Raw genomic sequence first — 23,684 nt, forward strand, 5'->3', positions numbered from 1 at the left:
TCCGAAACTCAGGTGGTACATTCGGCCCCGCACTGGTTTCTCCACTGCCCCCTGCTAGCCGTCGCCGACGCACTCCTTTTCGAATAAGTACGCGATCCTGTCGCCTTCTCTGCGGCGCGGCCTCATTAAGCCAAAAGCTTAATTTCCCCCCTCCATAAATGATTACGTCATTCCTATATGAATCTGACTGAACTCAAGCAAAAGCCGATTACCGAACTGCTCGAATTGGCCGAACAGATGGGCATAGAAAATATGGCCCGTTCGCGCAAGCAGGACGTGATTTTCTCCCTGCTGAAAAAGCACGCTAAAAGCGGCGAGGAAATCTCCGGTGATGGCGTGCTGGAGATTCTCCAGGACGGCTTCGGCTTCCTGCGCTCCGCTGACGCTTCCTACCTGGCCGGCCCTGACGATATCTACGTTTCGCCAAGCCAGATCCGCCGTTTCAACTTGCGCACCGGTGACACCATCGTTGGCAAGATCCGCCCTCCGAAGGAAGGCGAGCGTTATTTCGCCCTGCTCAAGGTCGACACGATCAACTTCGATCGTCCGGAGAACGCGAAAAACAAGATTCTCTTCGAGAACCTGACTCCGCTGTTCCCGACCGTGCGCATGAAGATGGAAGCCGGTAACGGTTCCACCGAAGACTTGACCGGTCGTGTGATCGACCTGTGCGCCCCGATTGGCAAAGGCCAGCGTGGTCTGATCGTGGCACCGCCGAAAGCCGGTAAAACGATCATGCTGCAAAACATCGCAGCGAACATCGCCCGTAACAACCCTGAAGTTCATCTGATCGTGCTGCTGATCGACGAGCGTCCGGAAGAAGTAACCGAAATGCAGCGCACCGTGCGCGGCGAAGTGGTTGCCTCGACCTTCGACGAGCCGCCGACCCGTCACGTACAGGTTGCCGAAATGGTGATCGAGAAGGCCAAGCGCCTGGTCGAACACAAGAAAGACGTGGTGATCCTGCTCGACTCCATCACCCGTCTGGCCCGTGCCTACAACACCGTGATCCCGAGCTCCGGCAAGGTATTGACCGGTGGTGTCGATGCTCACGCCCTGGAGAAACCAAAACGTTTCTTCGGTGCTGCGCGGAACATCGAAGAAGGCGGCTCGCTGACCATTATCGCCACCGCGCTGGTTGAAACCGGCTCGAAGATGGACGAAGTGATCTACGAAGAGTTCAAGGGTACCGGCAACATGGAGCTGCCTCTGGATCGCAAGATCGCCGAGAAGCGCGTCTTCCCGGCCATCAACATCAACCGTTCCGGCACCCGCCGCGAAGAGTTGTTGACCGCCGACGACGAACTGCAGCGCATGTGGATTCTGCGTAAGCTGTTGCACCCGATGGACGAAGTGGCTGCCATCGAGTTCCTGGTCGACAAGCTGAAAACGACCAAGACCAACGACGAGTTCTTCTTGTCGATGAAGCGCAAGTAATACACACGCTGTAAAAAAAGAACGCTCCCGAAAGGGGGCGTTTTTTTTGCGTGCGCACTGCATAACTTTCGATACGCGCTAGTGTCCTTGTTTGGATCGGTTTGTACCTACAAGGACAAGAAAGGTTATGCACACGTTTGGCAATCGCCGTGATATCGACGGATTACGGGCATTGGCGGTTTTACCCGTCGTACTGTTTCATTTCGGATTCAGTACATTCAGCGGCGGCTTTGTCGGCGTTGACGTGTTCTTCGTCATTTCCGGTTTCCTGATCACCGGTATTCTGTTTCGGGAAATCAGCGCGCAACGTTTCAGCTTCATTGATTTCTGGGCCCGTCGGGCACGTCGCATCATCCCGGCACTGACAGTGGTCATGGTAGTCACGCTGGCGTTGGGCTGGTTGTTGCTGACAGCCAAGGACTATTCCGAACTGGGACGAACGGTGCGCTATCAGTCGCTGTTCATCTCCAACATTCTGTTCATGCGCGAAGACGGCTACTTCCAGCCGGCTTCGGACCTGAAACCGCTGCTGCACACCTGGTCGCTGGCGGTGGAAGAGCAGTACTACATTTTCTTCCCGTTGCTGATGGCCGTGCTGGTCCGTTATGTCCGTCATTGGCGCTGGATGCTGTTTGCGGTACTGCTGGTGTCGTTCGGCTTGAACATTCATTACATCGAACACAAGCCGGAATTCACCTTCTTCTCGCTGCCAACCCGAGCCTGGGAGCTGTTGTGCGGCGCAATGCTCGCGGTGACGCCGGCGCCGAAACAGCCCATGCGCCCTTGGCTGTACCAGGTTGTCGGCCTCGCCGGGCTGACAGCGGTGCTGGTCGCGGTGTTCACTTTTGACAAGTCCACCGTATTCCCCGGCTGGGCGGCCCTGCTGCCGGTGTTGGGGACGACGGCGCTGATCTGGTCGGGTGCACAAGGTGCGAGCTGGACGGCGCGACTGTTGAGTCTGCGCGTGCTGGTCTGGGTCGGTTTGCTCTCTTACTCGCTGTACCTGTGGCACTGGCCGGTCTATGTCTACGCCAATGCCATTTCGATCGACGGCATTCAGCCTGTGGAGGCCATCGGCTGGATCGCTCTGGCGTTGAGCCTTGCGTGGCTGAGCCTGCGCTATGTCGAGTTGCCGTTCCGGGAAAAGCGCCTGCTGGCTTCGCGCAATGCAGTGTTGGCTGGTGCGGTGGCGACCATCGCCGTGTTGGTGGCGACAGGGTCGGCGATCCGTTCGGCCGATGGTGTACCTCAGCGTCTGACCGGCAAGGCACTGGAATACGCACAGTCCCGTGAATGGCGGGCCGGGCAGATGAAATGCATGTTGGTCACCCAGGACAAGTCCCTGGACAAGGCCTGTCTGGTCGGTGGCAATGAAGATGTCCCGGCCACTCAACTGATCTGGGGCGACAGCCACACCGCCGCGTTGCTCCCGGCCATCGAGAGCAATGCGCGTCGCGAAGGGCGCCCGGTCTGGCTGTACAGCATGAGCGCCTGTCCGCCGATTCTCAGTGATGATCCGCGCCAGCGCTGCAAGGATTTCAACGAGCAGACCATGGAGCGCGTGCGCAGCCTGGGGATCAAGGATGTGGTGCTGGCGTCCAACTGGAGTCTGTACATGTATGGCCGCGAAGACGGCGACAAAAAGGTTCTGCTCAATCCCCATGACGATACTGCCCAGGCCGAACAGCGCATGGCTGTGGCGCTCAAGGCGCGAGTGGCAGCGCTGAGGCAAGCGGGTGTGCAAGTCTGGCTGTTCAAGGAAGTGCCGTTGCAACGCAAAGGCATCATCAATCGCCTGACCAGCCTTGCGCGGATCGGGCGCTCGGCCGAAGGTCTTGGCCGTCCCCTTGAGGAGCATCTGGCGCGGCAGCGCTTTATCAGCGTTTTGTTCGAGTCCATGAGCGCTGCCGATCCTGGCGTTCATGTGATTGATCCGACACCGATGATGTGCGCGGGCGAGGTCTGCAGTATCGAGGTCAACGGTCATTCGCAGTACCGGGACGAAGATCACTTGTCGGACGCCGGCAGCGCCCGACTGAGCCCGCTGTTTGCGCCGTTGCTGCTGGGTGTGAGCCACAATTGAGCGATGCCGGGCGCTGACGGGCTGCTGTTTGCCCGTCAGAGCAGGTAGGATGTACGCCTATTTTGAGGGTGCCATCGTCAATGAAATTCAAGGATCTTCGGGATTTCGTGCAGCAGCTTGAGCAGCGCGGAGAGTTGAAACGCATCCAGATTCCCGTCTCGCCGGTGCTGGAAATGACCGAGGTGTGCGACCGCACGCTGCGGGCCAAGGGCCCGGCGCTGCTGTTCGAAAAACCGACCGGCTACGACATTCCGGTGCTCGGCAACCTGTTCGGCACCCCCGAGCGGGTCGCGATGGGCATGGGCGCCGAGTCGGTCAGCGAGCTGCGCGAAATCGGCAAGCTGCTGGCCTTCCTCAAGGAGCCGGAGCCGCCGAAGGGCTTGAAAGACGCGTGGTCGAAGCTGCCGATCTTCCGCAAGATCATCTCGATGGCGCCAAAAGTCGTCAAAGACGCGGTGTGCCAGGAAGTGGTCATCGAAGGCGACGACGTCGACCTGGCGATGCTGCCGGTGCAGACCTGCTGGCCTGGCGATGTCGGCCCGCTGATCACCTGGGGCCTGACCGTCACCAAAGGCCCGAACAAGGAACGCCAGAACCTCGGCATCTACCGTCAGCAAGTGATCGGCCGTAATAAGGTGATCATGCGCTGGCTCAGCCACCGTGGCGGCGCGCTGGACTATCGCGAATGGTGCGAGAAGCATCCGGGCCAGCCGTTCCCAGTGTCCGTGGCCCTTGGCGCGGATCCGGCAACTATCCTCGGCGCCGTGACCCCGGTGCCGGACAGCCTTTCCGAATATGCCTTCGCCGGCCTGCTGCGCGGTAACCGCACCGAGCTGGTCAAGTGCCGAGGCAACGACCTGCAAGTGCCGGCCACCGCCGAGATCATCCTCGAAGGCGTGATTCATCCGGGCGAAATGGCCGACGAAGGCCCGTACGGCGACCACACCGGTTACTACAACGAAGTCGACAGCTTCCCGGTGTTTACCGTCGAGCGCATCACTCACCGGATCAAGCCGATCTACCACAGCACTTACACCGGCCGTCCGCCGGATGAGCCGGCGATCCTCGGCGTGGCACTCAACGAAGTCTTTGTGCCGATCCTGCAGAAGCAGTTCCCGGAGATCACCGACTTTTACCTGCCGCCGGAAGGCTGCTCGTACCGCATGGCCATCGTGACCATGAAGAAGTCGTATCCAGGGCATGCCAAGCGCGTGATGCTCGGTGTCTGGTCGTTTTTGCGACAGTTCATGTACACCAAGTTCGTTATCGTCACCGACGACGATATCAACGCCCGGGACTGGAACGACGTGATCTGGGCCATCACCACGCGCATGGACCCCAAGCGTGACACGGTGATGATCGATAACACGCCGATCGACTACCTCGACTTCGCCTCGCCGATCTCCGGCCTGGGTTCGAAAATGGGCCTCGATGCCACCCACAAGTGGCCGGGCGAAACCACTCGCGAGTGGGGCCGCGTGATCGTCAAGGACGACGCCGTCACCCAACGGATCGATGCCATCTGGAATCAGTTAGGAATAGATTGATGCGTGTAACCCTGCAGCCCTCCGGAGCGGTGCTTGAGATACGGCCCGGCGAGCGGATTCTTGATGGTGCGCGGCGCCTGGGCTACGAATGCCCGCAGAGCTGCCGCAACGGCAATTGTCATGTGTGTGCGGCGCTGCTGGTCGAAGGCCGCGTCGAGCAGGCCGGCAAGGTGCATGATCACGGCGAGTTCTACACTTGCATAGCCGAGCCGCTGGAAGACTGCATCCTGCTGTGGGATGGTGTGCTCGCGTTGGGAGAACTGCCGGTGCGCAGCCTGTCCTGTCAGGTCATCGAATGCCGGGACGTAGGCGGCGACACCTGGCGCGTGCGTCTGCGTGCGCCGGCGGGCAAGCCGCCGCGTTATCACGCTGGGCAGTATTTGATGATCGAGCGCGAGAGCGGCGAGAAGTCGGCGTTCTCCATGGCGTCGGCACCGCACGGCGGGCGTGATCTGGAAATTCACGTGCTGGCGCGCGAAGCCAGTGCGTTGAGCTTGATTGAGCAGTTGCAACGCAACGCGATGGTGCGCGTCGAGCTGCCGTTCGGCGACACCCATCTGGCCGAATTGCCCGACGGGCCGCTGGTGCTGATCGCCGCGGGTACTGGCATGGGCCAGATCCACAGCCTGATCGAGCATTGCCGCGCCCACGGCTTCAAACACCCGGTGCATCTGTATTGGGGCGTGCGTCGTCCGGAAGACTTCTATCAGATCGAACATTGGGACGAATGGCTGAAGCTGCCGAATCTGTTTCTGCACAAAGTCGTCAGCGACCAGTGCGGCTGGGAAGGGCGCTGCGGAATGCTGCACGAAGCCGTGTGCGAGGATTTCCCCGATCTGAAACCTCTGCACGTCTACGCCAGCGGCTCGCCGGCCATGGTCTACGGCACGCTGGACGCCTTGGTCGAAGCGGGGATGGATGCGCATCAGATGCGCGCCGACGTCTTTGCCTACGCGCCGCGCTCTTGAGCCGCGCTCTTGAGCCTCGTTCCTAGAAACGCAGGCCGGTAGTCACCATCGCCGCATTGGCGCCGAGAAACACCAGCTCGGCGGCCAATGGGCCATAGTGAGTACCGACGGACGGAATGATTACCGGCGCAACGCCGTAGCGGTTCAGCGGAATCTTGTCCTTGTAATCTCCGCGATAGCCCTGCAACAACCCACCCGTGACTTTCAGATAGATCGGATACTCGCTGCTGTCATAGCGCTTGCCGACATAGGCGTAGTTCGAGCGCTGGCGGAACGAGTTGCGAAAAGTTGCTCCGCCAAATACCCAGCCGGAAGCCTGGTTGCGTTCGATGCCGATCAAATCCTGATGATTATTGTGTTCGCGGTCAGGCGAGTAGTGCCGGGTGTAGACACTGGTCTGGGCATACCAGAAGCCCTTGTCTTGCGCATCTTCCACTGCCAATGCCTGGCCGGCCTGAGTCATCAATAGTGCGCTCAGCAGTCTTGGGATTTTCATTGTGCAGCCTCGGTTAAACGGGATGGCTTGCGCCAGAGGAAGGCCGTTATACGTAGGCGTTCAGCGACGGAAAAGAGAGAAAGTCCGATATTTTAGTAGGAAGTTTCCTGCGCCTTCATGAACGAAACCTGAACAAGCGAAGGCTTATGCATATTTCATTCGGGTATTTAAGATATTTCTGCAATGGTATTAGGCTATATAAAACCTGATAACCGGGGCTGATTATCCCGAATTAGCGCTATCGGGCATGTCATACATCCTTTAGCACTTTTCGTTTTAGAGTTACTGCTATATGTTCTATCAAGCGAATTGTGCTTACATCTTGTAATACTTGCGGGGCCGAATACTTCCGTCATGACAGCCATTGAATCTGCTTTTGTGAATCTGGCTTACCCTCCGCGGCTCGATCTGGGGCCGCAGTTGACCCACGAACAACTTCTCGTCTCGATGCAGTCGACCATGGCGCGCCACAAGGGCGGTCCCGTGTGGCTGTTCGCTTACGGTTCGCTGATCTGGCGCCCGGAATGTTTGGCGGTTGAGCGGGTGCGTGGGCGCGTGCATGGCTACCATCGCGGCTTGTACCTGTGGTCGCACGAGCATCGCGGCACACCGGAAATGCCGGGTCTGGTATTCGGTCTGGATCGTGGCGGTTCGTGCAGTGGCTTCGCCTATCGCCTCCCGGAAGACAATCTTGACGCTGCGCTTTATGCGCTGTGGAAACGCGAGATGCCGTTCCCTTCTTATCGCCCACACTGGCTCAACTGCCGCCTCGAAGATGGCAGTCAGGTGCAGGCGTTGGGATTTGTATTGGAGCGACACCTGCCCAGCTATGCCGGCAACCTGCCGGATCACGTGCTGAGCCAGGTGTTCGAAAGCGCTTGCGGGCGTTACGGCACTACTCGCGATTATGTCGAGCAGACCGCCCACGCCCTGCGCAGTCACGCCATGCCAGACCGAAATCTGGAGGCGCGACTCAAGCGCTGCAAATCAAAAGCCGATCAGGCGACTGCTTCGCGGCTCTGACTGGCGATTTGCTTGTGCCATAGGGTCGGGGCCAGGAAGGCCATCGACAGCAGGCAAGCGCCCACCAGCAGGACGAAACCGCCATCCCAGCCGAAATGGTCCACGGTGTAGCCCATCGCTGCGCTGGCCGCGACCGAACCACCCAGATAACCGAACAGACCAGTGAAACCGGCAGCGGTACCCGCGGCTTTCTTCGGTGCCAGTTCCAGCGCTTGCAGGCCAATCAGCATCACCGGACCATAGATCAGGAAGCCGATCGAGAACAGCGCGATCATGTCGACGGTCGGATTGCCGGCCGGGTTCAGCCAGTAAACCAGCGTCGCCACGGTCACCAAGGCCATGAACACCATGCCGGTCAGGCCACGGTTGCCACGGAAGATCTTGTCCGACATCCAGCCGCATAGCAGCGTGCCCGGAATCCCCGCCCACTCGTAGAAGAAATAGGCCCACGAGGTTTTATCCACGGTGAAACCCTTGGCTTCCTTGAGGTAAGTCGGTGCCCAGTCCAGCACGCCGTAGCGCAGCAGGTAGACGAAGACGTTGGCCATGGCGATGTACCAGAGCATTTTGTTACGCAGCACGTATTTGACGAAGATCTCTTTCGCGCTGAATTCGTCTTCGTGGCTGGCGTCGTAGCCTTCCGGGTAGTCGTTCTTGTACTTCTCGATTGGCGGCAGGCCCACCGATTGCGGGGTGTCGCGCATGGTGATGAACGCAAACACCGCCACGCCCAGTGCCACAGCGGCCGGTACGTAGAACGCCGCGTGCCAGTCGTTGAACAAGCCCATGCCGATCAGGAACAGCGGGCCGATCAGGCCGCCGCCGACGTTATGCGCCACGTTCCACACCGACACCACGCCGCCGCGTTCCTTCTGCGACCACCAGTGCACCATGGTCCGTCCGCTCGGCGGCCAGCCCATGCCCTGCGCCCAGCCATTGATAAACAACAGAATGAACATCATGGTCACGCTGGACGTCGCCCAAGGCGCGAAACCGAAAATGAACATCACCCCGGCCGAGACCAGCAAGCCAAACGGCAGGAAGTAACGCGGGTTGGAGCGGTCGGACACCAGGCCCATGAGGAACTTGGACAGGCCATAGGCGATTGCAATCGCCGACATCGCCAGGCCCAGATCACCGCGGCTGTAGCCTTCGTCGATCAGGTACGGCATGGCCAGGGAGAAGTTTTTGCGCAGCAGGTAATAACCCGCGTAGCCAAAGAAGATACCGGCGAAGATCTGCCAACGCAGGCGTCGGTAAGTGCTGTCTATTTTTTCTTCAGGCAAAGGAGCCTGATGTGCGGCAGGACGAAAGAAAGCAAACATTCAAGAGCTCCAAATTTCTTGCTTTGACTGCGGATGCGAATGTTACAGTTTCGTTACCGAAAATAGCACCGGTTCGCATTGACCAAACAGCGGAAATAGTGGAATTCGCGTGTTCCTTTACGAACCTGTCGCTCAGCTGTAAGAACAGGGCGTTTTTGTCGCGGTCGACGATGGCTGTCATAGACTCCTGATCAGTGATTCCGACTGATTCAACCGAGAAATATGATGGCCCTGAAGGTTCGTATGTTGTTGCCGCGATTGTTGGTGGCGGTAGCACTCACCGTTTCTGTGCTGGCGCTGAGTTACGCCCAGGATTCTGCGGCACCGGGTTTGCGCAATGTCACGGTGTTGATCGTGCGTCATGCGGAAAAACCAGAGGTTGGCAGGGAGCTCAATGCTCGTGGCGAACAGCGCGCTGCGGCCTATGCCGACTATTTCAATCCATTGAACCTGGATGGCCAGACGCTTACGCCGCAGCGTCTGATCGCTACCGCCGACAGTGCCGAAAGCATTCGGCCCCGGCAGACGCTGATCCCGTTGTCCCAGCGCCTGCAACTGCCGATCGAACAACCTTATGCCAATGGCGACTACGACAAACTGGTCGCCCAGTTGCGCATGAGTAATCAGGCGCAAACAGTGCTGATCGCCTGGCATCACGGGCACATCAATAAGCTGATCGCGGCGTTCGGTGGCGATGGTCCAGCGTTGATCGGCCAACCGAAATGGCCGGTAGATGTTTACGACTGGCTGATTGTTCTGCGCTTTGATGACAAGGGGCAGTTGGTTGAGTCGCGTAGCGAGAAGGTTCAGGAACATCTGATGCCGGGCGACATTGCTGACCCTAGCGGAGGCTAACAGTCCGTCAGAAAAGTTACCCGAGACACTTTGCCCGGTGTTTTTGCCCTTTTTATGCTTGGGGTTTAGGAAATGTCCTGCGTCCAACGGAGAAGCTGCGCCATTCATTGATCAGTCATTGTTCCGTAACCTTTGTGCTGTTGCCGGGAAGGGCGAATCACTAAGGAAGGGGCGGGATCATGCGCTGGTTTTTTGTTTGGCTTTTGTTGGCGTTCGGAGGTTCTGCTCTGGCCTCAGAGATGTTTTTGATACCGGAAAACAATCCCAAACCTGTTTATCCCCGAATGCTGCAACGTGCGGGCATCACGGGGGAGGTGAGGGTCAGTTTTATCGCCAGGGCGGATGGCTCGGTCGGTGAGATCAAGATTCGGGAAAGCACTCACCCTGACTTGTCCGAAGCGGTTCGAGTCGCGATAGCGCAGTGGCGGTTCAAACCCTGGGTGGTTGAAGGGGAGAAACCTGAAGAGCAGGAAATCGTCGCACCCATGATCTTTCGCCTCGAAGACCAGCCGCTTCATATCAACCAATGGCTGAAAACAGTTAAATGCCGGGCGGTTAACGAAAACCTTGGGAATATGAGTGAGTTCGATTGGGTTGACTCGAACATTTTTGCGTATACGCGAGCTTATCTTTCAAATTCACTCACCCGGCATCAATTGTCGGATGAACAGCGTCTGGCGATGATTGCGAAGATGAACAAACGGGTTTCGATGATTGTAAGAGGTTGTCGAGAGAGCCCAACGCGCAAGTTTATGAGTCTGCTGCCTGTGGAGATTCGGGAGTTGCTTTGAGTTGAGGCCTGAGCAATAAACGGAAAGCCAGAATTACCGGACAGGCAACTCTGGCCTTCGTCGAGAGTTTCTCAGCGCACCTGCACCACCACCTTGCCCACAGCCTTGCGCTGGCCAAGATCATTGATCGCCTGCGCCGCATTGCTTAGCGGATAAACCTGCGATACCAGCGGTTTCAACTTGCCCTCGGCAAACCAGCCGAACAATTGCTGGAAGTTCGCCGCGTTGTCCTGTGGCTGGCGTTGGGCGAACGAGCCCCAGAACACCCCGAGCACTGCCGCGCCCTTGAGCAGCGCAAGGTTGACCGGCAGTTCGGGAATGCGCCCGCTGGCGAAGCCGACCACCAGCAGACGGCCGTTCCAGGCGATGGCGCGGATGGCTTGATCGAACAGGTCGCCACCGACCGGATCGTAAATCACGTCGGCGCCCTGGCCGTCGGTGAGGCGTTTGATTTCGTCCTTGAGGCTGGTTTCGCTGTAGTTGATCAGTTCATCGGCGCCGGCAGCTTTGGCGACTGCCAGTTTCTCGGCGCTGCTGGCGGCGGCGATCACGCGCGCGCCCATGGCTTTGCCGATTTCCACGGCAGCGAGGCCGACACCGCCGGACGCACCGAGTACCAGCAGGGTTTCGCCCGGTTGCAGATGGGCGCGCTGCTTGAGCGCGTGCATCGAGGTGCCGTAGGTCATGCTGAAAGCGGCGGCGGTGTTGAAGTCCATCGACGGCGGAATCGGCAGGACGTTATAGCCCGGCACCGCGACCTGTTCGGCGAAACTGCCCCAGCCGGTCAGGGCCATGACCCGATCGCCGACCTTGAGATGACTGACCTTTTCGCCGACTTCGCGAACCACGCCAGCGGCTTCACCGCCCGGGGAGAACGGGAAGGGCGGTTTGAACTGGTACTTACCCTCGATGATCAGCGTGTCCGGGAAGTTGACCCCGGCGGCGTGCACGTCCAGCAGGATTTCGTTCTTTTTCGCGACAGGGCTGGCGACGTCTTCCAGCACCAGCGATTCGGCAGGGCCGAAGGCTTTGCACAGCACGGCTTTCATCAGGGCTATTCCTTTGGGAGTGATGGCCGATAAGTGTAGGTGTGTCAGTCAACGGGTCAACGAGCATGCCCGACCCTGATAGTCAGCCATAAGCTTGTGCTTGCGCGGCGGGTCGTTATGCTAGGCCGCAAACCGGATAAGGAGCGAATTGTGAAAGCGTGGATCATGTTGTTGCTGGCCCTGTCTCTGCCTGTGGCAGCGCTGGCCGAAGAAGCCAAAGAAGGCGAGGCGCCGAAGGTCAACTACATCACCCTGAGCCCGCCGTTTGTGGGCAACTACGGGCTGGACGGCACGCCGAAGCTGAAGGTCTACAAGGCCGACGTGGCGTTGCGGGTGACGGGCGAAGAGTCGACCAAACTGGTCAAGGCCAACGAGCCGCTGATCCGCAATCAACTCGTGGCGCTGTTCACCCAGCAGACCACCGAGGCGATGGGCAGCATCGAGGGTAAGGAAAAGCTGCGTCAGGAAGCGCTGAAGCAGACACAGCAAGTAATGAATGACGAGACCGGCAAACCGGTGGTTGAGGATCTGTTGTTCAACAACCTGATCATTCAATAAGTCATTTGTTGTCCGGGCTGGCCCTATCGCGAGCAGGCTCACTCTTACAATTGGAATGCGTTCCCCTGTAGGAGTGAGCCTGCTCGCGATGGCGATGTTTCAGGCAACATATTCTTCAGGGTTTCAGGGCGATCACCGCCGCCCATTGCTCTGCCGTCACCGGCATCACCGACAACCGCGAACCCTTCTGCACCAACGGCATCTCGGCCAACGCCGTCTGCTGCTTCAGATAATCGAGCTTCAACACCCGCGCAAACGTCTCGACATGCGCCACATCGATCGCACTCCAGGCGTTTTTCTCGGGTGTGGCCTTCGGATCGAAGTAATGACTTTCCGGCTCCAGTGCGGTGGGATCCGGGTACGCCGCCTCGATTATTTTTCCGATCCCGGCAATCCCGGGCTCCGGGCAGCTGGAATGGTAGAAAAAGAACTCATCTCCCACCGCCATGGCCCGCAGGAAGTTGCGCGCCTGATAGTTGCGAACCCCGTCCCAGCGCGCTTTGCCGAGTTTTTCCAGACCTTTGATCGAGAGTTCGTCCGGCTCGGATTTCATCAGCCAATAGGCCATCTTTTTTGCTCCTGGAGCGTTGATTGGGCAAGTTGTCGGGCAATTTTATGACAAACCGACGGTCGGTTGACGTCAGCGTTTGCGTGCAGGTTCACGTTGCCGCAAAATGCCGGCCTTTAAAGCTTGACGCTGCTGCACGGCCTACGAATGGAAACCGCTGCTGTCATCGTGATGATGTGCCTTGAGGGGGGCAATCGATGAAACGCAAACCGGATTTGCTGTGGACTTTGGTGATTTTGTTCGGCCTCGGTGTCGTGACCACCGGTTATGCGCAAAGCCTGTGGGCCAACAAGGCCGATGCTCCGATTGAAGTGGCGCAACAGGTTCAACAGTCGACCGCCTTCAAGCGCTGAAACTGACTTCCCGACGCTGCTGATCTGCGCGGCGTCCTATCCTGCGAAATACCATGCCTTGTCGGTGACCGTGCCTTGTAACGGTACATCCCAACTCGCCTGCGCCAGTCGTTCGACTTTCTGACATTCATGGGCCAGCCCCAGCAGCGTCGGCTTGCGCCAGTTCTGGCGCCGTGCCAGGTACGCCAGGCTGCGATCATAAAAGCCGCCGCCCATCCCCAACCGTCCACCGACGTCGTCAAACCCCACCAGTGGTAACAACACCAGGTCCAGTGTCCAGATTTTCCGCTGGCGCGCCAATTGCGCACGCGGTTCTAGGATACGGAAGCGATTGGGTTTGAGTTTCTCGCCGGGGCGGATGCGCTGGAAAACCATTTTGGTTCGTGGCCAGGCGCTAAGTACCGGCAAATATGTGGCCTTGCCTCGGCGCTGTGCTTCGCGCAGCAGCAGTCGCGGGTCGATTTCACCGTCGGTGGGCAGGTACAGGGAGATATGTTTTGCCCGGCGAAAATGCGGGTCTTGGGCCAGTTGCCGGAACAGGCCTTTGGCAGCCTGCCGTTGTTCACCGGGAGTCAGTGAACGGCGCGCCTTGCGCAGCAGGCGACGGAGTTGCGGACGGGGCAGTAGCGCGGGTTCGGTCATGGTTCGGCTTCGGCAGGTTGGACGAAAACGTACGCATAAAAAATCCGATGGCGGTTTTCACCGACATCGGATTCGAATCAGGCTCCCCGGATGAACCGCTGTCAACTTAGCCCTTGAACCCGAAAGTTCAAGGTGGAAGATGCAGTAGACTTTAAGGCTTTCCGTCTGGCGGACATGCACACCAGCCCAACGTGCAACTTCCAGGGTAGTGCGAATCGGCTCAGGGACATCGTCAACTGGCAAGCACCCCAGGGAGTGCCGCGAGTATACCTCAAGCGGCCTGGCGAATCAGCCCTTGCTGATGTCCGGATCGTCGGCCAGCACCAGATCGACACGATCGAGCAAGTCGCGCACCTGTTCACGGGTCGAGCCACTGGCCTGGATGTCCGGGCGCTCTTCTTTGTGCAAGAGGTCGTGGGTGATGTTCAGCGCGGCCATCACGGCAATGCGGTCGGCACCGATGACTTTGCCGCTGCTGCGGATCTCGCGCATCTTGCCGTCCAGGTAGCGTGCGGCGCTGACCAGATTGCTGCGTTCTTCCTGCGGGCAGATGATCGAATACTCTTTGTCGAGGATCTGCACGGTAACGCTATTGCTTGAACTCATGAGTCTTGCTCCAGGGCCTTGAGGCGCGAAATCATCGATTCGACCTTACGCCGGGCGATTTCGTTTTTTTCAATGAGGTGCGCGCGTTCCTCGCGCCAGGTCTTTTCCTGAGCTAGTAAGAGTCCGTTTTGGCTCTTTAGTTGCTCGACTCGGCCAATCAGCAGTTCGAGTCTGGCCATCAGCGCTTGCAGGTCGTTGTCTTCCATTGTGTTCACTGTCTGATGGGTTAGCTGGCGGACAGCCTTTAATAGTCTTGGCGAGTCTGTCGATGTAGGATACAAGGCCTTCATTCTAGACATAGCGCCGTCTGGCGCCTAGCTGCCCATGCCCATTCAGAATTCCCCATACCAAGCCTTTGCCACCCTGCTGACTTCCAGCGGCCACAACGTCTCGCCTGCCGAACTGCATGGCGTGCTGCTCGGACGCAGTTGCGCCGGTGCCGGCTTCGATAACGAAGGCTGGCTGATCGACGCCGCCGAACTGCTCGAAGGCGACATCCAGGACAACGTCCGCAACGCCCTGATCGGCCTGCAAGAGATGGTCAAAGGTGAGCTGACCGGCGACGACGTCACTGTTGTTCTGCTGCTGCCGACCGATGACGCACCGCTGGCTGACCGCGCCGCTGCATTGGGCGAGTGGTGCCAGGGCTTTCTCAGCGGTTTCGGCCTGAACTGCCGCGACAGCAGCATGCTCAGCACTGAAGCCACCGAAGTGCTGCAGGATCTGGCCGCCATTTCCCAGGTGCAAGACGCCCTGGAAGAGTCCGAAGACGGCGAAACCGACTACATGGAAGTCATGGAGTACCTGCGCGTCGCGCCGCTGCTGCTGTTCTCGGAAACCAAAAAAGCCGACGTGCCGCCAGCCGCCAAGCCGTCGCTGCATTAATCGCGTGCCAGGGAAAGCCATCTGCCCATGACCCATATCCCGAAAGCGGAATACAGCCGTCGCCGCAAGGCCCTGATGGCGCAGATGGAACCCAACAGCATCGCGATTTTGCCCGCCGCCGCGGTGGCGATTCGCAACCGCGACGTCGAGCACGTCTACCGCCAGGACAGCGACTTCCAGTACCTCAGCGGGTTTCCCGAGCCACAGGCCGTCATCGTCTTGATGCCCGGCCGGGAGCACGGCGAATACGTGCTGTTCTGCCGTGAGCGCAACGCCGAACGCGAATTGTGGGACGGTCTGCGCGCAGGGCAAGAAGGCGCGATCCGCGACTTCGGCGCCGACGACGCGTTTCCCATCACCGACATCGACGACATTCTCCCGGGCCTGATCGAAGGTCGTGACCGGGTGTATTCGGCGATGGGCAGCAACCCCGAATTCGACCGTCACCTGATGGACTGGATCAACGTGATCCGCTCTAAAGCGCACCTCGGCGCCCAGCCACCGAACGAATTCGTTGCGCTGGATCATCTGCTGCACGACATGCGCCTGTATAAATCGGCGGCAGAAGTGAAGGTGATGCGCGAAGCCGCCCGGATCTCGGCGCAAGCTCATATCCGCGCGATGCAGGCCAGTCGAGCCGGGCTTTACGAGTACAGTCTCGAAGCCGAACTCGACTACGAATTCCGCAAGGGCGGGGCGAAGATGCCGGCCTACGGCTCGATCGTCGCCGCCGGGCGCAACAGCTGCATCCTGCATTACCAGCAGAATGACGCGTTGCTCAAGGACGGCGATCTGGTGCTGATCGACGCCGGTTGCGAGATCGACTGCTACGCCAGCGACATCACCCGCACCTGGCCGGTCAATGGCAAGTTTTCGCCCGAGCAGAAAGCGATCTACGAATTGGTATTGGCTTCGCAGGAAGCCGCATTCGCCGAAATTGCGCCGAACAAACACTGGAACCAGGCCCATGAAGCCACTGTTCGAGTGATTACCAGCGGGTTGCTGAAGTTGGGGCTGCTGGAAGGTGACGTCGACGAGTTGATTGCGACCGAAGCCTATAAAGCGTTTTACATGCACCGTGCTGGCCACTGGCTGGGCATGGATGTGCATGACGTCGGCGAGTACAAGGTCGGCGGCGAATGGCGCGTGCTGGAGGTCGGCATGGCGCTGACCGTGGAGCCGGGTATCTATATTGCCCCGGACAACCAGAACGTAGCGAAGAAATGGCGCGGCATTGGCGTGCGCATCGAGGACGACGTGGTAGTGACTAAAAGCGGTTGTGAAATCCTCACCAACGGCGTACCCAAAACCGTCGCCGAGATCGAAGCGCTGATGGCGCAAGCACGGACACACGCAGCATGAGTCGAGTCAATCTGGCAATCATCGGTGGCGGCCTGGTAGGCGCCAGTCTGGCGTTGGCCTTGCAGGCCGGGGCCAAGGCTCGCGGCTGGAAGATCGTGCTGATCGAACCGTTCGCTCCCGGCGACAGCTGGCAGCCGAGCTACGACGCACGGTCGTCGGCGCTTTCCTTTGGCTCGCGGCAGATCTATCAACGGTTGGGCGTGTGGCAGGAGATCTCCCGCCGCGCCGAACCGATCAAACAGATTCACGTCTCCGACCGTGGCCGCTTCTCCACCGCGCGTTTGTCGGCGATGGAAGAGGGCGTGCCGGCGCTCGGTTACGTGGTGGAAAACGCCTGGCTCGGCCAGTGCCTGTGGCAGCACATCGATAAAGACGTGATCAGTTGGCGTTGCCCGGCGGAAGTCACGCGCATGGAGCCGCTGCCGGATGGCTACCGCCTGACCCTCAACGATGAAACCACACTTGAATGCGACCTCGCGGTGCTCGCCGATGGCGGGCGCTCCCGCCTGCGCGAGCAATTGGGCATCAACGTGCGCAAGCGTCCGTATAACCAGAGTGCGCTGATCGCCAACATCACCCCGAGCGAAGCGCACAACGGCATGGCCTTCGAGCGCTTCACCGACGAAGGTCCGATGGCGCTGCTGCCGCTGCCGGAAAATCGCTGCGCTCTGGTCTGGACGCGTCTGGGCATGGACGCGCAGCGTCTGGCGGACTTGAGCGAGCGTGATTTTCTCAGCGAATTGCAGGGCGTGTTCGGCTATCGTCTCGGCACCTTGAAACAGGTCGGTGCGCGACATTTGTATCCGTTGTCGCTGGTCGAAGCTGAAGAACAAGTGCGCTCGCATCTGGCCGTGCTCGGCAACGCAGCACATAGCCTGCATCCGATTGCCGGGCAGGGTTTCAACTTGTCTCTGCGCGATGCCGACGCCTTGGCTGCCGCTCTGTTGACCAGCGACAAACCGCTCGGCGATTTCGCCACCTTGCAGGCGTATCGCGAGCGTCAGCGTCTCGATCAGGACCTCACCGTCGGCTTCTCCGATCAGGTCACGCGCCTGTTCGGCAGCACGCAGCCGCTGGTCTCGCTGGGTCGCAACATCGGTTTGCTCGGCCTCGATCTGCTGCCACCGGCCAAGCGCTGGTTTGCGCGTCAGGCCATGGGCTTGGGAACACGTCCGGATGCGTAACTGGTTGATGCGTTCGTTCGGCAAGGCGCGGCTGATGCGCTGGGTGATGACTTTCTATCCGCCATACCTTGGCGCCAGTGTGCGGGTGCGGCACATCAGTGATGACTTCCGCGACATTCAGGTGTCGATGGGTCTGGGCTGGTACAACCGCAATTACGTCGGTACGCAGTTCGGCGGCAGTCTGTATTCGATGGTCGATCCGTTTTTCATGCTGATGCTCATGGAAAACCTCGGCTCGCGTTACATCGTCTGGGACAAGGCCGCCGATATCGACTTTATTGCACCGGGCAAAGGCCCGGTATTCGCTCGCTTCACCATCGACGACACCTTGCTCGACGAGGTCCGCCGGCAGACTGCCGGTGGCGAGAAATACCTGCCGCAGTTGCAGGTCGACATTCATGACGGCGCCGGCAATCTTGTGGCGCGGGTCGGTAAAACCCTTTACGTGCGGCTCAAGCCGCAAGCGAGACAGGCTTAAAGCATGGAAATGCGCGCAGATCTGCTGATTGTCGGAGCCGGAATGGTCGGCAGCGCCCTGGCGCTGGCGTTGCAGGACAGCGGGCTGGAAGTGTTGCTGCTCGATGGCAGCCCGTTGAGCGTCAAACCGTTCGATGCCGATGCGGCGTTTGAACCGCGTGTCAGTGCGCTGTCGGCGGCCAGCCAGCGGATCCTCGAACGCCTTGGCGTCTGGGAAGGCATCGCTAAACGCCGCAGCAGTCCGTACACCGACATGCACGTGTGGGACGGCAGCGGCACCGGGCAGATTCACTTTTCAGCAAGCAGCGTGCACGCCGATGTCCTCGGCCATATCGTCGAGAACCGCGTGGTCCAGGATGCTTTGCTCGACCGCTTGCACGACTGCGATCTGGGCATGCTGGCCAATGCGCGGCTGGAACAGATGCGTCGTTCCGGCGATGACTGGCTGCTGACCCTGGCCGATGGTCGGCAATTGCGTGCGCCGCTGGTGATTGCAGCGGATGGCGCCAATTCGGCCGTACGCCGTCTGACCGGCGTGGCGACCCGCGAATGGGATTATCTGCATCACGCCATCGTCACCAGTGTGCGCAGCAGCAAACCGCACCAGATGACCGCGTGGCAGCGCTTCACCGATCACGGCCCGTTGGCGTTTCTGCCACTGGAGCGTGACGGCCAGCAGGATTGGTGCTCGATCGTCTGGTCAACCACGCCGAGCGAGGCCGAGCGTTTGATGGCGCTGGATGAAGCGGATTTCTGCCGTGAACTGGAGCGCGCCTTCGAGGGGCGTCTCGGCGAAGTGATCAGCGCTGATCCGCGCCTGTGTGTGCCGCTGCGCCAGCGCCACGCCAAGCGTTATGTCGCCGAAGGGCTGGCACTGATCGGCGACGCGGCGCACACCATTCACCCGTTGGCGGGGCAGGGTGTGAACCTCGGTTTCCTTGACGCCGCCGTGCTGGCCGAAGTGCTGGTGCAAGCTGCTGAACGCGGTGAGCGGCTGGCGGATGTGAAGGTGCTGAGCCGCTACGAGCGTCGGCGCATGCCGCACAATCTGGCGCTGATGGCGGCGATGGAAGGGTTTGAGCGGTTGTTCCAGGCTGATCCGTTGCCGCTGCGCTGGTTGCGCAACACTGGTTTGAAACTGGTCGAGCAGATGCCCGAGGCCAAGGCCTTGTTCGTGCGCGAAGCCCTCGGGTTGACGGGTGATCTTCCGGCCTTGGCCAAAGCCTGATCTTTGCGTTGCTGCTGACGGCTTCATCGCGAGCAGGCTCACTCCTATATTTGGAATGCATTCCCCCTGTAGGAGTGAGCCTGCTCGCGATGGCGCCAGTCCAGCCACAGCACATTTCAGGTTGTGCAACATCTGGTAACTCCTTCAAAAAGTGTTCGATTGAGATGGTAAATGTGAGTCCTTATCATTTGGCCCACATTTCCCGACCGAGAGACCACTCCCATGTTGGCACCCAAGCGTCTTCTGACCGCACTGGCCTTGACCCTGATCGGCAGCACCACGGCCCAGGCCGCTGATGAGGTGGTGGTTTACTCGTCGCGCATCGATGAGCTGATCAAACCGGTGTTCGATGCCTACACCGCCAAGACCGGGGTGAAGATCAAGTTCATCACCGACAAGGAAGCGCCGCTGATGCAGCGCATCAAGGCCGAAGGCGAGAACGCCACCGCCGACCTGCTGCTGACCGTCGATGCCGGCAACCTCTGGCAGGCCGAGCAGATGGGCATCCTCCAGCCGTTCACCTCGAAGACCATCGACACCAACATTCCCGCTCAATACCGCTCGTCGAGCCATGCCTGGACCGGCCTGAGCCTGCGCGCGCGGACCATCGCCTATTCCACTGATCGGGTGAAACTGGGCGAACTGACCACCTACGAAGCGCTGGCCGACAAGAACTGGGAAGGGCGCCTGTGCCTGCGCACGGCGAAGAAGGTCTACAACCAGTCGCTGACCGCGACCATGATCGAAGTCCACGGCGCCGAGAAAACCGAGAAGATCCTCAAGGGCTGGGTCAACAACCTGTCCACCGACGTGTTCTCCGATGACGTCGCGGTGCTCGAAGCGATCAACGCTGGTCAGTGCGACGTCGGCATCGTCAACACTTACTACTACGGCCGTCTGCACAAGCAGAAGCCGGATCTGCCGGTGAAACTGTTCTGGCCCAATCAGGCGGATCGCGGCGTTCACGTCAACCTGTCGGGGATCGGCCTGACCAAACACGCGCCGCACCCGGAGGCCGCCAAAGCCCTGGTCGAGTGGATGACCACGCCTGAGGCGCAAAAGATTTTTGCTGACGTAAACCAGGAATTCCCGGCCAACCCTGCGGTGAAACCTTCGGAAGAAGTGGCAGCGTGGGGCCAGTTCGTGGCGGATACTTTGCCGGTGGAAGTGGCGGGCAAGCGTCAGGCCGAGGCAATCCGCATGATGGATCGGGCGGGCTGGAACTGAGTCTGCTGTTGTAAAGATCAAAAGATCGCAGCCTTCGGCAGCTCCTACATGAGATCACCTGTAGGAGCTGCCGGAGGCTGCGATCTTTTTGCTTTTTTCCCTAAACTCCACGATTTTCCCGCGAGACCTTCGAAGTGGCCCACCCCGCCCAACGCCGCTGGTACCCCATCGTCTTCGCCATCGCCGCGTTGGTGCTGTTACCCCTGAGCGTCCTGCTGCTCTCCTGGCAGACCATCGATCAGCAGATCTGGTCGCACCTGTGGGAAACCCAGATGCCGCGCCTGCTCGGCAACACGCTGACCCTTGTACTCGGTGTCGGTGTTGGCGTGACGCTGCTGGGCGTCAGCCTTGCTTGGCTCACCAGCCTCTGTGAATTTCCCGGGCGGCGCTGGCTCGACTGGGCGCTGATGCTGCCGTTCGCCATCCCGGCCTACGTGCTGGCCTTCGTCTTCGTCGGCTTGCTGGATTTCGCCGGCCCGGTGCAAACGCTGCTGCGCGAATGGTTCGGCACAGGCCTGCGCCTACCGCGAGTGCGTTCCACTGGCGGGGTGATTGTGGTGTTGGTGCTGGTCTTCTATCCCTACGTTTATCTGCTGGCGCGCACCGCGTTCCTTGCGCAGGGCAAAGGCCTGATGGAAGCCGCACGAGTGCTTGGGCAATCGCCGTGGCAAGCGTTCTGGCGCGTGGCGTTGCCGATGGCGCGTCCGGCCATCGGTGCCGGCGTGGCGCTGGCACTGATGGAAACCCTGGCGGACTTCGGTGCAGTCTCGGTGTTCAACTTCGACACCTTCACCACCGCGATCTACAAAACCTGGTACGGCTTCTTCAGCCTGCCGAGCGCGGCGCAACTGGCCAGCCTGTTGTTGCTGGTGGTGATGCTGGTGCTGTACGGCGAGCGCCGAGCGCGCGGGGCCAACCGGGCGAGCAACGAGCGGCCACGGGTCATGGCCCTGTACCACTTGCGCGGGTTCAAGGCGTTTGCGGCGATGAGCTGGTGCGGCCTGATCTTCGCCTGCGCCTTCGTGATTCCGCTGCTGCAACTGATTGTCTGGTTCTGGCAGCGTGGGCGCTTCGATCTGGATGAACGCTACGCCGGGCTGATTCTGCACACCCTGTATCTGGGCGGCATGGCGGCGCTGATCACGGTCAGCGTCGCGTTGTTGCTGGCGTTTGCCCGACGGTTGGCGCCGACACGGGCGATCCGGTCCGGGGTCAGTCTGGCCAACCTCGGTTATGCCTTGCCGGGCTCGGTGCTGGCGGTGTCGATCATGCTGGCGTTCAGTTATCTGGATCGCGAACTGGTGATCCCGCTCTCGGGCTGGCTCGGTGGCGCCGGCAAACCCCTGCTGCTGGGCAGTCTGGCGGCGCTGCTGATGGCTTATCTGGTGCGATTCATCGCTGTCGCCTACGGGCCGCTGGAAAACAGTCTGGCGCGTATACCGCCGTCTTTGCCCGAAGCGGCACGTAGCCTGGGTGTCAGTGGGCCGCGACTGTTTTTCAAAGTGTATCTGCCACTTTTGCTGCCCGGCACGTTGAGCGCTGCGTTGCTGGTGTTCGTCGATGTCCTCAAGGAAATGCCCGCGACCCTGCTGATGCGCCCGTTTGGCTGGGACACGCTGGCAGTACGCATCTTCGAAATGACCAGCGAAGGTGAATGGGCGCGGGCGTCGCTGCCGGCATTGACGCTGGTATTGGTCGGGTTATTGCCGGTCATTGGCCTGATCCGCCGCTCGGCGCATCGAAACACTTAGTCGTCAGTCCTGAATCATGCGGCTACAATGCGCGGCATTCGGTGCGGTTCGTCTGACAGATCCGTTCGCTGGAATCGGCTGAGAGCCTTCTATTTCAAGGCTTTCACCCGTGCAGCGGCTGTCCGCACCTTCGCCACGCCCGGAAGGAGAAACCCATGGGACAGCGTACGCCTCTGTATGACCTGCATCTCGCCCTCGGCGCGAAGATGGTCGATTTTGGCGGTTGGGACATGCCACTGCATTACGGCTCGCAGGTCGAGGAGCACCACGAAGTGCGCCGCGATTGCGGGGTGTTCGATGTTTCCCACATGACCGTAATTGATGTCACCGGTGTTCAGGCCAAAGCCTGGCTTCAGCATTTGCTGGCCAATGACGTCGAGCGCCTGCACCGCCCCGGCCGTGCGTTGTACAGCACCATGCTCAACGAGCGCGGCGGTATCGTCGACGACATGATCGTCTACCGTCTCGAGGACGGTTATCGGCTGGTGGTCAACGCCTCCACCCGCGATCAGGACCTGGCCTGGATGAACGCGCAACTCGCCGGTTACGACGTGCAACTGCACGAGCGCTCCGAGCTGGCCATGCTCGCCATTCAGGGGCCGCAGGCCCGGCACAAGATTGCTGAACTGGTTACCCAGTCCCGCGCCTCGCTGATCCAGCACCTCAAACCTTTCGAAGCGCACGTCGACGGCGACTGGTTCATTGCCCGTACCGGTTACACCGGTGAGGACGGTCTGGAAATCGCCTTGCCGGCGGATCAGGCTCCGGCGTTCTTCAACGATCTGGTCGGTGCCGGCATTTCGCCGATCGGCCTCGGTGCCCGCGACACCCTGCGCGTCGAGGCCGGGATGAACCTCTACGGTCAGGACATTCATCAGGACGTTTCGCCGCTCGCCTCGAACATGGCCTGGAGCATTGCCTGGGAACCGGCCACGCGCCAGTTCATCGGTCGCGCCGCGCTGGAGGCGGAAAAAACCGCCGGGGTTGCGCACAAACTGGTCGGTCTGGTGCTGGAAGAACGCGGTGTTTTGCGTGCTCATCAGGTGGTTCGCATCGCCGATGTTGGCGAAGGAGAGATCACCAGTGGTAGTTTCTCTCCTACGCTAAGCAAATCGATTGCCCTGGCGCGTGTTCCGATGGCAACCGCCGACCGCGCCGAAGTGGAAATCCGTGGCAAGTGGTATCCGGTACGTGTGGTCAAACCGACCTTCGTACGCCATGGCAAAACTTTGATCTAACCTTTTTCGGCGGGCTCGACCGCTGACCTAT

At 59.9% G+C, this 23,684-nt stretch carries 24 protein-coding genes and 1 other RNA gene; 17 read left to right on the forward strand and 8 right to left on the reverse strand.

Features of this window, described 5'->3' with window-relative positions; all coding sequences use genetic code 11:
* Nucleotides 1-177 precede the first annotated feature (177 nt).
* The 4 genes from rho to JFT86_RS07875 all read left to right on the forward strand — a co-directional run bounded on the left by rho (nt 178) and on the right by JFT86_RS07875 (nt 6,035).
* A complete protein-coding gene (gene rho, locus JFT86_RS07860; RefSeq protein WP_003229334.1) occupies nt 178-1,437 on the forward strand; it encodes a transcription termination factor Rho in 1,260 nt (419 codons plus the stop codon).
* Between the two features lie 127 nt (nt 1,438-1,564).
* Nucleotides 1,565-3,520 carry an acyltransferase family protein gene (locus JFT86_RS07865; protein WP_201231682.1) on the forward strand — a complete coding sequence of 652 codons (1,956 nt, stop codon included), beginning with the start codon at nt 1,565-1,567 and terminating at the stop codon, nt 3,518-3,520.
* 80 nt (nt 3,521-3,600) lie between these two features.
* The gene (gene ubiD / locus JFT86_RS07870; RefSeq protein WP_034151998.1) at nt 3,601-5,067 is read left to right on the forward strand and encodes a 4-hydroxy-3-polyprenylbenzoate decarboxylase; all 1,467 of its coding nucleotides are present in this window, start codon (nt 3,601-3,603) and stop codon (nt 5,065-5,067) included.
* Nucleotides 5,067-6,035 carry a CDP-6-deoxy-delta-3,4-glucoseen reductase gene (locus tag JFT86_RS07875; RefSeq protein ID WP_201236351.1) on the forward strand — a complete coding sequence of 323 codons (969 nt, stop codon included), beginning with the start codon at nt 5,067-5,069 and terminating at the stop codon, nt 6,033-6,035. Before ubiD ends, JFT86_RS07875 begins: the two co-directional genes overlap by 1 nt.
* A gap of 22 nt (nt 6,036-6,057) precedes the next feature.
* Here the strand turns inward: JFT86_RS07875 and JFT86_RS07880 are convergent, their stop codons facing one another.
* Nucleotides 6,058-6,531 (reverse strand): sn-glycerol-3-phosphate transporter, encoded by a 474-nt coding sequence (locus tag JFT86_RS07880; protein ID WP_201236352.1) that lies wholly within the window; start codon nt 6,529-6,531, stop codon nt 6,058-6,060.
* A 354-nt stretch (nt 6,532-6,885) separates the two neighbouring features.
* Here JFT86_RS07880 and JFT86_RS07885 point away from each other — a divergent pair, with 354 nt between their 5' ends.
* On the forward strand, nt 6,886-7,554 hold the full coding sequence (locus tag JFT86_RS07885) for a gamma-glutamylcyclotransferase (RefSeq protein ID WP_201236353.1): 669 nt from the start codon (nt 6,886-6,888) through the stop codon (nt 7,552-7,554).
* Here the strand turns inward: JFT86_RS07885 and glpT are convergent.
* Nucleotides 7,530-8,879, reverse strand: a complete 1,350-nt coding sequence (gene glpT / locus JFT86_RS07890) for a glycerol-3-phosphate transporter (RefSeq protein WP_201236354.1) — start codon at nt 8,877-8,879, stop codon at nt 7,530-7,532. The two genes, JFT86_RS07885 and glpT, sit on opposite strands and share 25 nt — an antisense overlap.
* Before the next feature lie 225 nt (nt 8,880-9,104).
* Between glpT and JFT86_RS07895 the strand changes: the two genes are divergently transcribed.
* Both JFT86_RS07895 and JFT86_RS07900 read left to right on the forward strand, forming a co-directional pair.
* Complete coding sequence (locus JFT86_RS07895; protein WP_201236355.1) at nt 9,105-9,734, forward strand: flagellar basal body-associated protein FliL; 630 nt, start codon at nt 9,105-9,107, stop codon at nt 9,732-9,734.
* A 179-nt stretch (nt 9,735-9,913) separates the two neighbouring features.
* Nucleotides 9,914-10,525 (forward strand): energy transducer TonB, encoded by a 612-nt coding sequence (locus JFT86_RS07900; RefSeq protein WP_201231680.1) that lies wholly within the window; start codon nt 9,914-9,916, stop codon nt 10,523-10,525.
* 71 nt (nt 10,526-10,596) lie between these two features.
* Here JFT86_RS07900 and JFT86_RS07905 read toward each other — a convergent pair whose 3' ends face one another.
* Nucleotides 10,597-11,574 carry an NADPH:quinone oxidoreductase family protein gene (locus JFT86_RS07905; RefSeq protein WP_201236356.1) on the reverse strand — a complete coding sequence of 326 codons (978 nt, stop codon included), beginning with the start codon at nt 11,572-11,574 and terminating at the stop codon, nt 10,597-10,599.
* A 150-nt stretch (nt 11,575-11,724) separates the two neighbouring features.
* Between JFT86_RS07905 and JFT86_RS07910 the strand changes: the two genes are divergently transcribed.
* Nucleotides 11,725-12,132 carry a flagellar basal body-associated protein FliL gene (locus JFT86_RS07910; RefSeq protein ID WP_201236357.1) on the forward strand — a complete coding sequence of 136 codons (408 nt, stop codon included), beginning with the start codon at nt 11,725-11,727 and terminating at the stop codon, nt 12,130-12,132.
* Between the two features lie 115 nt (nt 12,133-12,247).
* Here the strand turns inward: JFT86_RS07910 and JFT86_RS07915 are convergent, their stop codons facing one another.
* On the reverse strand, nt 12,248-12,700 hold the full coding sequence (locus JFT86_RS07915) for an EVE domain-containing protein (RefSeq protein WP_201236358.1): 453 nt from the start codon (nt 12,698-12,700) through the stop codon (nt 12,248-12,250).
* 197 nt (nt 12,701-12,897) lie between these two features.
* Here JFT86_RS07915 and JFT86_RS07920 point away from each other — a divergent pair, with 197 nt between their 5' ends.
* On the forward strand, nt 12,898-13,053 hold the full coding sequence (locus tag JFT86_RS07920; RefSeq protein WP_007911192.1) for a hypothetical protein: 156 nt from the start codon (nt 12,898-12,900) through the stop codon (nt 13,051-13,053).
* Between the two features lie 36 nt (nt 13,054-13,089).
* Here the strand turns inward: JFT86_RS07920 and JFT86_RS07925 are convergent, their stop codons facing one another.
* From JFT86_RS07925 to JFT86_RS07940, 4 genes are all read right to left on the reverse strand, one after another.
* A complete protein-coding gene (locus JFT86_RS07925) occupies nt 13,090-13,695 on the reverse strand; it encodes a 5-formyltetrahydrofolate cyclo-ligase (protein ID WP_103302508.1) in 606 nt (201 codons plus the stop codon).
* 79 nt (nt 13,696-13,774) lie between these two features.
* Nucleotides 13,775-13,953: non-coding RNA, 6S RNA (ssrS, locus tag JFT86_RS07930), on the reverse strand.
* Between the two features lie 30 nt (nt 13,954-13,983).
* Entirely contained in the window at nt 13,984-14,301 is a 318-nt protein-coding gene (locus tag JFT86_RS07935; RefSeq protein ID WP_007967943.1) for a cell division protein ZapA, read from the reverse strand.
* On the reverse strand, nt 14,298-14,507 hold the full coding sequence (locus tag JFT86_RS07940) for a TIGR02449 family protein (RefSeq protein ID WP_103302507.1): 210 nt from the start codon (nt 14,505-14,507) through the stop codon (nt 14,298-14,300). The genes JFT86_RS07935 and JFT86_RS07940 overlap by 4 nt, the downstream gene beginning before the upstream one ends.
* 118 nt (nt 14,508-14,625) lie before the next feature.
* On the opposite strand from JFT86_RS07940, the gene JFT86_RS07945 reads away from it, so the two are divergent.
* The 8 genes from JFT86_RS07945 (at nt 14,626) to gcvT (ending at nt 23,653) form a co-directional block, all read left to right on the forward strand.
* A complete protein-coding gene (locus JFT86_RS07945; RefSeq protein ID WP_201236359.1) occupies nt 14,626-15,186 on the forward strand; it encodes a YecA family protein in 561 nt (186 codons plus the stop codon).
* Between the two features lie 27 nt (nt 15,187-15,213).
* Nucleotides 15,214-16,548, forward strand: a complete 1,335-nt coding sequence (pepP, locus tag JFT86_RS07950; protein ID WP_201236360.1) for a Xaa-Pro aminopeptidase — start codon at nt 15,214-15,216, stop codon at nt 16,546-16,548.
* Entirely contained in the window at nt 16,545-17,732 is a 1,188-nt protein-coding gene (gene ubiH / locus JFT86_RS07955; protein WP_201236361.1) for a 2-octaprenyl-6-methoxyphenyl hydroxylase, read from the forward strand. The genes pepP and ubiH overlap by 4 nt, the downstream gene beginning before the upstream one ends.
* Nucleotides 17,725-18,210 (forward strand): DUF4442 domain-containing protein, encoded by a 486-nt coding sequence (locus JFT86_RS07960; RefSeq protein WP_201236362.1) that lies wholly within the window; start codon nt 17,725-17,727, stop codon nt 18,208-18,210. The genes ubiH and JFT86_RS07960 overlap by 8 nt, the downstream gene beginning before the upstream one ends.
* A 9-nt stretch (nt 18,211-18,219) precedes the next feature.
* On the forward strand, nt 18,220-19,437 hold the full coding sequence (locus tag JFT86_RS07965) for a 2-octaprenyl-3-methyl-6-methoxy-1,4-benzoquinol hydroxylase (RefSeq protein ID WP_201238569.1): 1,218 nt from the start codon (nt 18,220-18,222) through the stop codon (nt 19,435-19,437).
* 222 nt (nt 19,438-19,659) lie between these two features.
* Nucleotides 19,660-20,664 carry an extracellular solute-binding protein gene (locus JFT86_RS07970; RefSeq protein ID WP_201236363.1) on the forward strand — a complete coding sequence of 335 codons (1,005 nt, stop codon included), beginning with the start codon at nt 19,660-19,662 and terminating at the stop codon, nt 20,662-20,664.
* A 134-nt stretch (nt 20,665-20,798) separates the two neighbouring features.
* Nucleotides 20,799-22,415, forward strand: a complete 1,617-nt coding sequence (locus JFT86_RS07975) for an iron ABC transporter permease (protein ID WP_201236364.1) — start codon at nt 20,799-20,801, stop codon at nt 22,413-22,415.
* A 155-nt stretch (nt 22,416-22,570) separates the two neighbouring features.
* On the forward strand, nt 22,571-23,653 hold the full coding sequence (gcvT, locus tag JFT86_RS07980; protein WP_201236365.1) for a glycine cleavage system aminomethyltransferase GcvT: 1,083 nt from the start codon (nt 22,571-22,573) through the stop codon (nt 23,651-23,653).
* Nucleotides 23,654-23,684: the final 31 nt, after the last annotated feature.

This window comes from Pseudomonas sp. TH06 (assembly GCF_016651305.1).
Taxonomy (GTDB): Bacteria; Pseudomonadota; Gammaproteobacteria; order Pseudomonadales; family Pseudomonadaceae; genus Aquipseudomonas.

Bases quoted from the DNA above. Each gene is read 5' to 3' on its own strand.
- rho (WP_003229334.1), top strand. From the start codon at position 178: ATGAATCTGACTGAACTCAAGCAAAAGCCGATTACCGAACTGCTCGAA.
- JFT86_RS07865 (WP_201231682.1), top strand. From the start codon at position 1,565: ATGCACACGTTTGGCAATCGCCGTGATATCGACGGATTACGGGCATTG.
- ubiD (WP_034151998.1), top strand. From the start codon at position 3,601: ATGAAATTCAAGGATCTTCGGGATTTCGTGCAGCAGCTTGAGCAGCGC.
- JFT86_RS07875 (WP_201236351.1), top strand. From the start codon at position 5,067: ATGCGTGTAACCCTGCAGCCCTCCGGAGCGGTGCTTGAGATACGGCCC.
- JFT86_RS07880 (WP_201236352.1), bottom strand. From the start codon at position 6,531: ATGAAAATCCCAAGACTGCTGAGCGCACTATTGATGACTCAGGCCGGC.
- JFT86_RS07885 (WP_201236353.1), top strand. From the start codon at position 6,886: ATGACAGCCATTGAATCTGCTTTTGTGAATCTGGCTTACCCTCCGCGG.
- glpT (WP_201236354.1), bottom strand. From the start codon at position 8,879: ATGTTTGCTTTCTTTCGTCCTGCCGCACATCAGGCTCCTTTGCCTGAA.
- JFT86_RS07895 (WP_201236355.1), top strand. From the start codon at position 9,105: ATGGCCCTGAAGGTTCGTATGTTGTTGCCGCGATTGTTGGTGGCGGTA.
- JFT86_RS07900 (WP_201231680.1), top strand. From the start codon at position 9,914: ATGCGCTGGTTTTTTGTTTGGCTTTTGTTGGCGTTCGGAGGTTCTGCT.
- JFT86_RS07905 (WP_201236356.1), bottom strand. From the start codon at position 11,574: ATGAAAGCCGTGCTGTGCAAAGCCTTCGGCCCTGCCGAATCGCTGGTG.
- JFT86_RS07915 (WP_201236358.1), bottom strand. From the start codon at position 12,700: ATGGCCTATTGGCTGATGAAATCCGAGCCGGACGAACTCTCGATCAAA.
- JFT86_RS07920 (WP_007911192.1), top strand. From the start codon at position 12,898: ATGAAACGCAAACCGGATTTGCTGTGGACTTTGGTGATTTTGTTCGGC.
- JFT86_RS07925 (WP_103302508.1), bottom strand. From the start codon at position 13,695: ATGACCGAACCCGCGCTACTGCCCCGTCCGCAACTCCGTCGCCTGCTG.
- JFT86_RS07935 (WP_007967943.1), bottom strand. From the start codon at position 14,301: ATGAGTTCAAGCAATAGCGTTACCGTGCAGATCCTCGACAAAGAGTAT.
- JFT86_RS07940 (WP_103302507.1), bottom strand. From the start codon at position 14,507: ATGGAAGACAACGACCTGCAAGCGCTGATGGCCAGACTCGAACTGCTG.
- JFT86_RS07945 (WP_201236359.1), top strand. From the start codon at position 14,626: ATGCCCATTCAGAATTCCCCATACCAAGCCTTTGCCACCCTGCTGACT.
- pepP (WP_201236360.1), top strand. From the start codon at position 15,214: ATGACCCATATCCCGAAAGCGGAATACAGCCGTCGCCGCAAGGCCCTG.
- ubiH (WP_201236361.1), top strand. From the start codon at position 16,545: ATGAGTCGAGTCAATCTGGCAATCATCGGTGGCGGCCTGGTAGGCGCC.
- JFT86_RS07960 (WP_201236362.1), top strand. From the start codon at position 17,725: ATGCGTAACTGGTTGATGCGTTCGTTCGGCAAGGCGCGGCTGATGCGC.
- JFT86_RS07965 (WP_201238569.1), top strand. From the start codon at position 18,220: ATGCGCGCAGATCTGCTGATTGTCGGAGCCGGAATGGTCGGCAGCGCC.
- JFT86_RS07970 (WP_201236363.1), top strand. From the start codon at position 19,660: ATGTTGGCACCCAAGCGTCTTCTGACCGCACTGGCCTTGACCCTGATC.
- gcvT (WP_201236365.1), top strand. From the start codon at position 22,571: ATGGGACAGCGTACGCCTCTGTATGACCTGCATCTCGCCCTCGGCGCG.